This window comes from Paenibacillus taichungensis, from assembly GCF_003287275.1.
GTDB classification, from domain to species: domain Bacteria; phylum Bacillota; class Bacilli; order Paenibacillales; family Paenibacillaceae; genus Paenibacillus; species Paenibacillus taichungensis_A.
The window spans coordinates 306,194-317,867 of sequence record NZ_QEVW01000005.1 but is presented as its reverse complement, the minus strand read 5'-3'; the positions used below and the strand labels follow the sequence as shown (position 1 = coordinate 317,867).

Genomic DNA, 11,674 nt, shown 5'->3' with positions numbered 1-11,674 from the left:
ATTGGATAATTCCGTGCAAATGAAACATTTATCAACTTGGTTGTGATTTATTTCACTATATCTGAAAACGGATTCAGTTACAATAAAGACAGTAAATCAGGGGTAACAGGAGGCTGGTTCAGATGGCAACACACGCTTATTATGTTCCGCCCGTGAACTTGATGGGTAGAGGATGTTTACACGAAGCAGGAAAAATGATTGAGAACATGGGTATTCGCAAAGCGCTTGTCGTAAGTGATCGTCGATTAATTTCTTCCGGCGTTGCTCAACAAGTGCTGTCTATACTAAGAAAATCAGGGTTAGACTATGTTGTATATGATGGGGTTCAGCCCAATCCAACCTGTCAGAATGTACATGATGGACTTCACGTATTTCAGGATCATGGCTGTGACGCCATTATATCGATAGGCGGAGGTTCACCTCAGGATGCAACCAAAGCCATTGGCATTGTCGCAACCAACGGTGGGCATATCCGCGATTATGAAGGTTTGCATCAATCGAAACACAAGTCCGTGCCGCTTGTTGCCATTAACACAACGGCTGGCACGTCCAGTGAGGTGACCATGAACTACGTGATTACAGATGAGGAACGCAAGGTGAAAATGGTGATGGTGGATCGAAACAGTCTCGTCGACCTGTCGGTGAATGATCCGGAACTGATGCTGAGCAAACCGGCCAGTCTTACTGCCGCCACGGGCATGGATGCATTGACCCATGCGGTGGAAGCCATGGTGACGCCTGGAGGGTTTACAGTGACGAGTGCTACAGCGGCGGCTGCCGTTGAGCTAATCTTTGAATATTTACCAAGAGCCGTCAGGGACGGCAGTGATCTGGAAGCAAGAGAGCATATGACGTATGCGTGTTTTCTTGGCGGGATTGCTTTTAACAATGCAGGCTTGGGTTATGTTCATGCGATGGCCCATCAACTTGGTGGAGTCTATGATCTGCCGCATGGGGTATGTAACGCGATGTTGCTCCCTTATGTAGAAGAATTGAATGCAAAGCATGTGCCAGGTAAATTCCGTCATATAGCCAAAGCAATCGGTATGGATGTAAAAGGAAAACGAGATGAGGAGTGCTCGGAGTATGTAATCCAAGCCATTCGTCAGCTTTCCAAGGATGTTGGCATTCCTGAGAAACTGTCTGAATTGGGTGTGAAAGACCCAGATGTTGAGTTGCTGGCAGATAACGCGATGAAAGATGCTTGTGCACCTGGTAATCCGTATCAACCTTCCAGGGATGAAGTCATGGAGCTGTTCCGCAAAATTATATAGAGTATTACAATATGGTTAGTACAAAGAGGGCCTGAATATATGCCAGATTATATTCAGGCTTTTTTGTGTTGTGCGAACTTCTGAGCCTTGTGAATACGGATTCATTTCCTTCATTGGATAAAATAGTTTTATCTCGTAATGATCATTATTTTTTGTTTGACAGAGGGTGTGCTTTAATCCATAATCAATCCATACTAAACACATAAGTTTTATTGGAAGGGGAGAGTCAGTCATGTCACAGTTTAAATCATCAACGAGAAACTCATTATGGGTAGGAGTGTTAGCCGTTCTGTTATTGGTAATCGTTAGCGGTTGCTCCGGATCGAACAATGATCCCGCTCCCAATGCAGCAGCCCAGCCAGGCACGAGCCAGGGTACGGATGAAAATTCAAAGACGGACGAGACTGCAACGGGAGGGACCTTTGTATATGGTCGGCCGGCTTCTGTAACCTCGTTTGATTTGCATAATCAGATCACATCGAACAACGCTTTTGCCATTGATAAAGTATTTGAATCTCTGGTTGCTTTTGATAGCAAAGGCGAGATTGTGGATTGGCTTGCCAAGTCGCATAACATCAGTGATGACGGTCTGACGTATACCTTTGTGCTGCGTGATGGCTTAAAGTTCTCCAACGGCACAGATGTTACGGCTGAGGATGCCGTATTCTCGCTGGAGCGGCACTTGAAGGTTGGTGGCCCATTGGCAATATCGGCCAAGGTAGACACTGTCAAAGCAACGGATAGCCATACACTGGTGATCACGCTTAAAGAGCCGTATACGCCGTTTATTTCGGAGCTGTCCAACTTCTCGAACGGTATTATTCCGAATAATTTTGGCGGAGTTACCGAGGAAGAATTTTTTAAGAATCCAGTGGGTACAGGTCCTTTCGTGGTTGAACAGTGGGACCCTGCAGGCGATGTCACCTTTACGAAGAACACTCACTACTGGCAAGAAGGAAAGCCATCGGTTGATAAGCTTGTTTACAAGCTGATAGAAGATGACAGCCAAGCTATCAATCAATTGAAAGCAGGAGAAGTGGACGCAATTGAGTCGCTTGCTCTGCAAAATGCCGATGAAATAAAGAATGGCGCGGATACAACGGTTGTAACCAACGGCAGCTGGGTGACAGAGCAATTGTTCTTTAATACGCTGGATAAGCATTTTTCGGATGTGCATGTTCGTCGGGCATTGGCTCTGGCACTTGATCGTGATGGTCTGACCAAGGCGCTTACCTTTGGTTATGCACAGACCGCTAATTCATTGCTGCCGACAACGATTCCTTACAACTCGAATGATACACTCAAGGCACTGAATTTTGATGTAAATGCAGCCAAAGCGGAACTGGCCAAATCGGCCTTCCCTGATGGATTTACTACAAAACTGCTTGTAGCTTCAGGCAACAGCACCAGAGCGCAAGAAGCGCAAATCATTCAGGCAGCGGGAAAACAAATTGGCATTAACATCGAGATTGAATCGATTGAACTCGCTACCTTCCGTGAACGATTCTTTGCTTATGATTTCGCCGCGATGCTGAACAGCGGGCAAGCCGATTCTCCGGAAGCGAACTCGATCATTGCGTTCCAGACCGACCCTGATGGTTTCAGCAAATCTTACTGGACGCATTACACCAATGATGAAGTAACCAAGCTTCTCTATAAAGGCCAACAAACACCGGACGGCGATGGCCGTGCCGAAATATACTCCAAATTGCTTCAAACGCTTGCTGATGAAGTGCCTTACATTCCGCTTTATTATCCGGATATTCTGATTGGCGTTCGTTCTTCAGTAGATGGCATTGTTGTTTTGCCTAACGGCAGTGTGCGTTTTGAAGACGTTCGTATTCAGAAATGAAGAAGTTCTGGTTGATCAGTACTGTGGGAAGAGCGTTGGCAGTGATCCTTTGTGTGATGACAGCAGTCTTTTTTCTCATCAGAATGGTACCAGGCGATCCTGCCAAAATGATTCTTGGCGAGTACAGCACCCCCGAGGCCGTTGAGAGCATACACCATGCTCTCGGGCTGAATCTGCCGCTGGGGGAACAATTCATACGGTTTGTGAAGACACTTTTCACTCAGGGGGATACCGGCAACTCCATTATTAACGGAACCTCGACTAGAGAATTGATTGCTGATCGGGCACCCGTTACCTTGCTGCTTATTGGCATGGCGTGTGCACTGGCAATTGTCATAGCACTTGTGCTTGCTACACTGGCCGCTACACACAAGGATAAGCTGCTGGATCATTTGATACGTATTTTTCCTACGGTAACGCTAGGTATGCCAATCTTCTGGGTTGGCATCCTTTTGATTCTGCTGCTGAGTGTTCATCTTCACTGGTTTCCGGTTGGTGGAGTCGGTGAAGGGTGGTGGGGCACCTTATACAGTTTGACACTTCCCGCCATTACCGTAGCTTTTTCACAGATTCCAACTTTGGTTCGTTCATTAAGAGCCCAGATGCTTGAAGTACTGGAATCTGATTTTGTAGTTACATTGAAAGCTGCGAGATTACCGAGCCGGGTCATTCTATTCAAACATGTCCTGCGTAATGCGGCGCTTCCGACACTGATCCTTCTTGGCGTTAATATCTCTTATCTCATTGGCGGCACATTGGTCGTGGAACAGGTATTTGGTATTAAAGGAATTGGCAGTCTTTTGTTTAGTTCCATTTCCAAACGGGATTTCCCGGTCATTCAAGGCATAGCCCTTTACTGTGCTGTATCTGTCGTGATCATCAGTCTCCTGATAGAACTTCTGTCCAGATGGCTTGATCCCAGAACGAAAGGAAAACCATGAAAACGATACGAATTGAACCTCTGTTATATGAAGACAGCCAAAACACCAGTCTCTTGAATCGCATATTGAAAACTCCTACCCTGCTTGTGGGAAGTGTGATGTTTGCTGTGCTGATCATCTTGGCTGTAATCATACCGTGGGTTAGTCCTTATGACCCTTCGGAGCAAAATTTGAGTGCCTTTTTGCAGCCTCCGTCTGCTGAACATTGGTTGGGCACAGACCAACTGGGACGTGATTTGTTTACTAGACTGATTTATGCCGCGCGAACCGATTTGAGCATTATGGTGCTGGCGGAAATTGTACCCTTTTGCATGGGCGTATTTCTGGGGATGCTCGCAGGGTATTACGGAAAATGGATTGATAAGGTCATATCGTTAGTTACCGATACACTTATCGCTTTCCCTTTTTATCTCATTGTCATTATCGTGGCTTTTGCCAGCGGAGCGGGTGAGCGGGGGATTTATATTACGTTTATGCTCGTTGGCTGGATTGTCTTTGCCCGTGTCGTCAGGGGGCTGAGTGCATCGTACCGCAAGCAGGAATGGATCGCATCCGCACAGACGTTAGGCTTACCGGGAATACGGATCATCCTTCGTCATCTCCTGCCCAATGTATTGCCTCAGGCGATCGTTGTCCTCATGACGGATATGGTGGGGCTGCTGGTGGCGATTGTTACGCTTGGATACCTGGGCATTGGCATCGCACCACCGACCCCGGATTGGGGCACGATGATCTCGGATGGACAATCCTTTATCACGACAGCCTGGTGGCTCTCGGCAGTTCCGGGATTTGCAGTCGTTTACACGGGAATTGCTTTGTCGCTTGTCGGTGATGGATTGGCCGATGTATGGAGGAAAAAATAATGTCCACAGATCCGATTCTTGAAGTCAAGGCACTGTCTCTGTCAACCAAGTCAAATCAAAAATTAGTTCAAGATGTTCATTTCTCGCTTGGCAGAGGGGAGAGCCTGGGATTAGTAGGTGAATCCGGCTCTGGTAAATCACTAACTCTTCGTTCGATTCTGGGACTGTTGCCAAGCGGTGTAGAGCAGACGGGCGGAACCATTCGAAGTGACGTGAACAGCGCAATGGTATTTCAAGACCCGAGAGGTGCGCTCGATCCACTCTGCCCCGTTGTCAAACAGCTGACGGAAGTTGTCTATTACAGGCAAAAGTTAAGCAGGAAGGCCTCCAGGGTAGCAGCGCTGGAATTGCTTGAACTGTTGGGTCTTCCCGACTCGTTTAAGCGTGTGGATCGATATCCTAGCCAGCTGTCAGGTGGGCAGTGTCAGCGGGTAGTCATAGCACTGGCCCTGGCGTGCAAGCCGGGCATTCTGCTCTGTGATGAGCCAACAACGGCGCTGGACGTTACTGTGCAGCGTCAAATTATGGAGACGATCCAACGTTTGCAGCGTGAACTGGGATTCGCCATGATCTTTGTAACACATAATCTGGCGATTGCAGCGGCGCTGTGCTCGAAGCTGTGCGTGATGAAGCAGGGGCGGATTGTGGAGCACGGGGATTCGCTTGACCTTTTGCAAAACCCGCAAGATCCTTACACCCAAATGCTTATTAACTCGGTACTTCCTTTACCAAAGCTTGAAGGGAGCGAATAATGATGGAACTTTCTCTGCAAGTCCAGAATGTAACGGTTCAATATGGTGATTTTACTGCGCTGGACAACATCACACTGAATCTTCAGAAACATACCACGCTTGGTCTTGTCGGTGAGTCCGGTTCGGGCAAATCTACCCTTGCAAGAGTCATTGCCGGGTTAATTACGCCGGATGAAGGGCAGATTTCGCTGGGGGATCAGCAATTAAAGAAGAAGAGAAGTCGTGAGCAGTATAAAAGCATACAGATGATCTTCCAAAATCCGGATGCTTCACTGAATCCCAAACATTCCATTCGGCAGATTCTTGCTGAAGCGCTGTTGTTTCATCGCATTGTAGACCATGCACAGGTGGAGAAAAGATCGAGAGAGATCCTGGCCCGTGTTCAGTTGGAAAGCAGGGCACTGGACAAGTATCCCCATGAATTCTCCGGCGGTCAGCGCCAACGGATCGCCATTGCACGTGCATTAAGCGTAGAGCCGAGTCTGCTAATTGCGGATGAGCCGACAAGTGCACTGGATGTTTCCGTGCAGCGGAGTGTGCTCGATCTGTTCAATTCACTTAAGAGGGAACTTAATCTTACGCTACTGTTCATTTCTCATGATCTTGGAGTTATCCATGCGATTAGTGATACGGTAGCAGTCATGCGGCAGGGTCAGCTTGTGGAGATTAGCCCCAAAGATCAATTCTTCACTCGACCTGAAACGGCATATAGCCGAGAGCTATTATCCGCAGTTCCAAAGATGCCGAAATCAAGTTCTTTAGGAGGTTAATATGAGCCAACAATATAAAGGAAACATTCCCCTCACCCTGTCGGAATACGATACACTTACACAATTGCTCTCCAACCTTTTGAATACAAAGTATCCTCCGGTGATCATCCCAGGTGAGGCTATCTTGGGCATAGAGGCCGTGGCAGCTGGAATATCTGCACCGGGTCGTACGATTGTCAATGTCGTAACAGGGCCTTATGGCAGTTTGTTTGGTCAGTGGCTTGAACGTGGAGGGGCAACGGTTATTGAAGTCAAAGTTCCTTTTGATGAAGTTGTACCTGTGGAGAAGGTAGCTGCCGCGATTGAAAAGTATCAACCGTCCGCACTATCCTTTGTTCAAGCAGAGGTGGTTACAGGCGGGTCGAATCCCGCAGAAGAAATTATAAAGATTGCGCGTGCCCATAACCTGATTACGGTGAGCGACTCTGTCTCAGCAATTGGGGGAGAGCCTCTGCTGGTCGATGAATGGGGCGTTGATTTTGTAGCTGTGGGTGCACAAAAAGCCTTGGCCGGCCCTAACGGCATCAGCGCAGTAAGCATTTCACCACGTGGATGGGAATTTCTCGAATCCAATGCGCATGCACCGCGCAACTCCATCCTGTCTTTGCTTGATTTGAAGCCATCCGAGGAAGGAGCTGTACCTGTAAGGGTTCCTCCCAACATTCCAACGCTGGAAGCCAGAGCACTGATTTTGGCTTTGACAGCCATTGAGTCTGAAGGATTGGAGCAGGTGATCAAGCGTCATGAACAGGCGGCGTTATCTGCTATAGCAGGAATTCAGGCCTTGGGTCTGGAGCCTTGGCAAAAAGATAACAGAACATTTTCGACACTCACGACGACGGTCCGAATTGCAGGTGAGGAGAAGTTGTATATTGATCAGCCGATCGGCATCGTTGCTCCTGGGGATGGAGAACTTTTTGGTCAACTCTTGCGAATTAATCATTTTGGAGTTAATGCGTCCCTGGCAGGTGTGGAGGAAGCTGTTGCGACCATTGCGGCATTATTGAATGAGGACCATGAGCAAGCAGTCCAGGCTGTTCGCCTCGTTTGGGGGAAATGAATATGACCCAGGTAAAATCGGAGGAGCAAAGTTTCAAACATATCTTTATAGCAGGCATTGTAGGAAAACGGTTCGATATCTCGATCCAGAATGGACGGTTTGCATCTGTTACAGAATCCGTGCCGCAGAATGATAACCCATCGCTTCCAGGTACAGATTTATGGATAAGTCCCGGACTTATTGATCTTCATACACATCTGGCCTGGACGGACTTTGACCATGCGGATCAATTGAAACGTGACAGTCACGAGGTTGAAGTGATGCAGGCGCAAGCTTTTGCAGCTACCCTCCGGACGGGAGTAACTACTGCTCGCGATGCAGGCGGATTGTTACCAAGCACCGCTCGGCATCTCGCTCAGCACTATCAACATCCCTTAAGGGTTGAAACCAGCAGTGAAATGCTGGGTGCGGCAGATGCCAGAGGTGTAGAGTATCTGGAAAAACGGTTGAACGGAATTTTTGATACAGGCGCGGGCTGGGTTAAAATCATGGCGACAGGTGGACTGGGAGCCCCTACGGAACAAGTGCTCGATCCTGTATTTTCGGAGGAAGAGTTCGCGTTCATCGTTCGCCATGCCCATGCTCACCATAAAAAGGTGTTGGTTCATACCTGGGGTGGTGTGACGATAGACTGGTCTATCCAGGCCGGGGTGGAATCCGTGGAGCATGGCATGTTCTTATCGGAGGATCAGGCCGGCAGACTTGCGCAGTCCCGAACGGCCTTTGTGCCAACCACATCAATATATCGGATTGCCGCAGATCCGAAAGGCGTGCTTGCGTTGCCTACTATTATCAGTGATCGTGCAGCGCGCGCTGCTGAAGCTCATTCTACAGCCATCGGATATGCAAAAAGAGCAGGAGTCCGTTTCGGCTTCGGTACGGATTACGCCACACCTTCACTGCATGGCTATAATCTGCAAGAGTTGGATACGCTGATTGATTATGGCTTGACCCGGGCAGAGGCGTGGCAATCTGCGACGACCCATGCTGCTGAGATTCTGGGTCGTGGCGACGAATTGGGACAGATTGCAGAAGGTTATATTGCGGACGCCATTATTTTCAATGCTGATCCGTATCAAACGAAAGATGCAGATCAGCTGCGAGAGAGCATCGTGTCCGTAATTATTGGATCGCAGAAACCATAACTTGGTTTCTGCGTTTTTTTCTTTACACGTGAGTGCAGTGAGGGCTATGTTGCTTCGAAGGATCAGGTTGTCGGGCGAATATTAAGCGATAATTAAATCCCCAAAACTTTTCCAAAAGGATTTTGCAGACCCATCAGCGAATACAATATTTAATAACAGCGGCATAAAGGAAGGAGTGATATCCACTTAAACTTTTGTCGAAGTTTTCCAGCAAGATTCCTCAGCCCGTTTCGTGTTTAATGTTATATAGGAGAAGTGTATTGCATTTTACACGGGGTACACCTTAATTTTTACATCCACCTATCACCTCTACACAGCAAGTACAGGCAAATCTGCATGTATCATCTACTTTCAGACATCACAAAGAACAATGTTTGGCTGCAATTCTAATGCAACATAGTCTGTACAGCATGCTCCTAATCATGACAAAAGTGTCCACACAACAGCATATCGGATTATGGGCTCTGAAATGATTTAGAACGAATGCACATGGAGGAGGCTGTAATGATGGCAAAAAAAGAAGTTGTAGCGATGCTGCTCGCTGGAGGGCAAGGCAAAAGATTAAAGGGACTGACCAAATCACTGGCCAAGCCTGCTGTTTATTTTGGCGGAACCTACCGCATCATTGATTTTCCTCTAAGTAATTGCTCCAACTCTGGCATCGACACGGTCGGTGTATTAACCCAATACGAACCTCTAGTTCTACACTCCTATATCGGCATTGGCAGTGATTGGGATCTGGATCGCAAAAATGGTGGGGTATATGTTCTACCTCCTCATGAACGTGAAGACGGTAGTAACTGGTACCGCGGTACGGCGGATGCGATTTACCGTAACCTGAATTTTATCGAACAATTCGATCCTGAGCATGTGCTCATCTTGTCAGGGGATCATATCTATAAAATGGATTACGAGAAAATGCTTCAATACCATAAAGAAAAGGATGCAGATTGCACCATATCGGTCATTGACGTTCCGTTGGAAGAAGCCAGCAGGTTCGGGTTGCTCAACACCCACGATGATTATCGCATATATGAATTCGAAGAAAAACCTCCTGAACCCAAGAGCACGCTTGCTTCCATGGGTATCTATCTCTTCAAGTGGGATGTGCTGAAACGCTTCCTGATCCAGGACGAACAGCAGGCATCCACCTCCTATGATTTTGGCAAAGATATCATTCCCTTGTTGCTTGAAAATGAAAAATCACTATACGCTTATCCATTTGAAGGGTATTGGAAAGACGTCGGTACAATTCACAGTCTATGGGAATCCAATATGGACCTGCTGGATGAGGAAACGCCGTTTAATCTGAACGACCCGGACTGGCGTATCTATACTCGTAATCCGAATCAGCCTGCTCAATATATTTCACCATCGGCGAAGGTGCGGAATTGCATCATCAGTGAAGGCAGTGTGGTATATGGTGAGGTTAAACACTCGGTGTTGTTCTACGGAATTGAGGTGGGAGAGAACAGTTCCGTAACCGATTCAGTGATCATGCCAAAAGTGAAGATCGGTCAAAATGTACGCATTCACAAAGCTATTATTGCCGAAGGATTGGTGATCCCGGATGGAGTACATCTGTCACCCGCCCCTGAAGATGAGAGTGATATATTACTGGTCGATCAGGAAGAACTGGAACGTCAGCTTCTCGAGGGAATGACAAGCAAAGCCTAATCTAAACCCCAAAGGACGGTGCATGCGATGAAACCATTGATCGGAGTTATTAACCTTGACCATGAGCTTGAGGAATTGAAGGAATTGACGTACTTTCGCTGCGGAGCCGCGGTGCCTTATGCCGGGCGTTACCGTCTGATTGATTTTGTATTATCCAATATGATGAATGCTGGCATTGAGAGTATCGGTGTATTTGTGCGTCGCAAGTACCGTTCACTAATGGATCATTTGGGAGACGGTAAGCCTTGGGATCTGGATCGCAAGCATGGCGGTATGTTTATTCTGCCACCGGACTGGAACGATCCAACCGATACGTCACAAGGGGATTTGCAGCATTTTCACAATAATCTCGATTTCTTCCGGCGGGGTTCAGGACAATATGTAGTCCATGCAGGTAGTCGGCACGTGACCAAAGCAGATCTGCAGGATGTGTACAGGTACCATATAAGCAAGGGCGCGGATGTAACGCTGGTCTGCAAAAAAGTAGATCAACTGCTTCCTGAGCATGACGCTTGTGTCAAAGTTGAAGATGACGGGAACGGTAATGTGGTGGACATTCACCAAAGCGCCGATCACCCGAATATATATACAGAAATTTTCATTATGGAAAAAGAACTGTTCCTGCGACAGGTACAGCGCTGCATCGCTCATGGCGAAAGCCATTTCTTCCGTGATGTGATTCAGAAAAACCCGGATGGCTTGAACATTGCGGCGTATGCCTATGATGGATATCATGCCGTGATCAATTCGATTGACAGCTATTATCGCAACAGTCTGGAACTCTTGAATAGCGGACTGTATGAGCAGTTGTTCAAGGAACAGCCTGTTCAAACCAAGATTAAATACGAGGCTCCGGCCAAGTACTTGGACACCGCTGAGGTGAAACATTCATTGCTCGCGAACGGCTGTATTGTAGGTGGGGAAGTGGAAGACAGCATCCTGTTCCGTGGGGTGCATGTGGCGAAAGGTGCCAAAATTAAAGGCTCCATTATTATGCAAAAATGCTACATCGGAGAAGGTGCCGTTCTGGAGAACGTCATTCTCGACAAAGATGTAAAGTTAAGCGGCGGCCAGACGCTGATCGGCGACCCGTCGAACCCGTATATTCTGGCGAAGAGTACTATTATTTAATACCGACACGTAACCGATATCATCTATAAATATATATAAAATAAAAATCCTGTAGGATGGATTTAAGGTTCATGCTGCTTCAAAGCACGGGTGCCACAGCTGAAGCTACGGTTATACGTGCTAAAGCAGTGGAGGTGACGAAATCGATTCTGAAGAAGCGTCAGCGTTCGCCTTTGTCTCCAAATTTCAACCTTTTATAATGTTCATCA

At 47.4% G+C, this 11,674-nt stretch carries 11 protein-coding genes; all 11 read left to right on the top strand.

Annotated features, from left to right (window positions below; genetic code table 11):
• The first annotated feature begins 122 nt into the window (after positions 1–122).
• The 11 genes from DC345_RS06545 to DC345_RS32100 all read left to right on the top strand — a co-directional run bounded on the left by DC345_RS06545 (position 123) and on the right by DC345_RS32100 (position 11,665).
• Positions 123–1,274, top strand: coding sequence for an iron-containing alcohol dehydrogenase (locus DC345_RS06545; RefSeq protein ID WP_113052418.1), 1,152 nt, complete (start codon positions 123–125; stop codon positions 1,272–1,274).
• Positions 1,275–1,506: 232 nt separating this feature from the next.
• Positions 1,507–3,126, top strand: a complete 1,620-nt coding sequence (locus DC345_RS06540; protein WP_113052417.1) for an ABC transporter substrate-binding protein — start codon at positions 1,507–1,509, stop codon at positions 3,124–3,126.
• On the top strand, positions 3,123–4,067 hold the full coding sequence (locus DC345_RS06535) for an ABC transporter permease (RefSeq protein WP_220095235.1): 945 nt from the start codon (positions 3,123–3,125) through the stop codon (positions 4,065–4,067). The genes DC345_RS06540 and DC345_RS06535 overlap by 4 nt, the downstream gene beginning before the upstream one ends.
• Positions 4,064–4,930, top strand: coding sequence for an ABC transporter permease (locus tag DC345_RS06530; protein WP_113052416.1), 867 nt, complete (start codon positions 4,064–4,066; stop codon positions 4,928–4,930). The genes DC345_RS06535 and DC345_RS06530 overlap by 4 nt, the downstream gene beginning before the upstream one ends.
• Complete coding sequence (locus DC345_RS06525; RefSeq protein ID WP_113052415.1) at positions 4,930–5,682, top strand: ABC transporter ATP-binding protein; 753 nt, start codon at positions 4,930–4,932, stop codon at positions 5,680–5,682. The genes DC345_RS06530 and DC345_RS06525 overlap by 1 nt, the downstream gene beginning before the upstream one ends.
• Positions 5,683–5,684: 2 nt before the next feature.
• Positions 5,685–6,452, top strand: a complete 768-nt coding sequence (locus DC345_RS06520) for an ABC transporter ATP-binding protein (RefSeq protein ID WP_113052414.1) — start codon at positions 5,685–5,687, stop codon at positions 6,450–6,452.
• Position 6,453: 1 nt separating this feature from the next.
• Positions 6,454–7,512, top strand: coding sequence for a pyridoxal-phosphate-dependent aminotransferase family protein (locus tag DC345_RS06515; protein ID WP_113052413.1), 1,059 nt, complete (start codon positions 6,454–6,456; stop codon positions 7,510–7,512).
• 2 nt (positions 7,513–7,514) lie between these two features.
• Positions 7,515–8,657, top strand: a complete 1,143-nt coding sequence (locus DC345_RS06510) for an amidohydrolase family protein (protein ID WP_113052412.1) — start codon at positions 7,515–7,517, stop codon at positions 8,655–8,657.
• Between the two features lie 507 nt (positions 8,658–9,164).
• A complete protein-coding gene (locus DC345_RS06505) occupies positions 9,165–10,334 on the top strand; it encodes a glucose-1-phosphate adenylyltransferase (protein ID WP_113052411.1) in 1,170 nt (389 codons plus the stop codon).
• Positions 10,335–10,361: 27 nt separating this feature from the next.
• On the top strand, positions 10,362–11,465 hold the full coding sequence (glgD, locus tag DC345_RS06500; protein ID WP_024631848.1) for a glucose-1-phosphate adenylyltransferase subunit GlgD: 1,104 nt from the start codon (positions 10,362–10,364) through the stop codon (positions 11,463–11,465).
• A 71-nt stretch (positions 11,466–11,536) separates the two neighbouring features.
• Positions 11,537–11,665: a hypothetical protein gene (locus tag DC345_RS32100; RefSeq protein ID WP_258530577.1), complete on the top strand. Its 129-nt coding sequence runs from the start codon at positions 11,537–11,539 to the stop codon at positions 11,663–11,665.
• The last annotated feature ends 9 nt before the right edge of the window (positions 11,666–11,674 follow it).

What these genes read in the sequence shown, in the direction of transcription:
- DC345_RS06535 (WP_220095235.1), top strand. Translation starts at nt 3,123, where the DNA reads ATGAAGAAGTTCTGGTTGATCAGTACTGTGGGAAGAGCGTTGGCAGTG.
- DC345_RS06505 (WP_113052411.1), top strand. Translation starts at nt 9,165, where the DNA reads ATGGCAAAAAAAGAAGTTGTAGCGATGCTGCTCGCTGGAGGGCAAGGC.
- DC345_RS06515 (WP_113052413.1), top strand. Translation starts at nt 6,454, where the DNA reads ATGAGCCAACAATATAAAGGAAACATTCCCCTCACCCTGTCGGAATAC.
- DC345_RS06525 (WP_113052415.1), top strand. Translation starts at nt 4,930, where the DNA reads ATGTCCACAGATCCGATTCTTGAAGTCAAGGCACTGTCTCTGTCAACC.
- DC345_RS06540 (WP_113052417.1), top strand. Translation starts at nt 1,507, where the DNA reads ATGTCACAGTTTAAATCATCAACGAGAAACTCATTATGGGTAGGAGTG.
- DC345_RS06510 (WP_113052412.1), top strand. Translation starts at nt 7,515, where the DNA reads ATGACCCAGGTAAAATCGGAGGAGCAAAGTTTCAAACATATCTTTATA.
- DC345_RS06530 (WP_113052416.1), top strand. Translation starts at nt 4,064, where the DNA reads ATGAAAACGATACGAATTGAACCTCTGTTATATGAAGACAGCCAAAAC.
- DC345_RS32100 (WP_258530577.1), top strand. Translation starts at nt 11,537, where the DNA reads ATGCTGCTTCAAAGCACGGGTGCCACAGCTGAAGCTACGGTTATACGT.
- glgD (WP_024631848.1), top strand. Translation starts at nt 10,362, where the DNA reads ATGAAACCATTGATCGGAGTTATTAACCTTGACCATGAGCTTGAGGAA.
- DC345_RS06520 (WP_113052414.1), top strand. Translation starts at nt 5,685, where the DNA reads ATGGAACTTTCTCTGCAAGTCCAGAATGTAACGGTTCAATATGGTGAT.
- DC345_RS06545 (WP_113052418.1), top strand. Translation starts at nt 123, where the DNA reads ATGGCAACACACGCTTATTATGTTCCGCCCGTGAACTTGATGGGTAGA.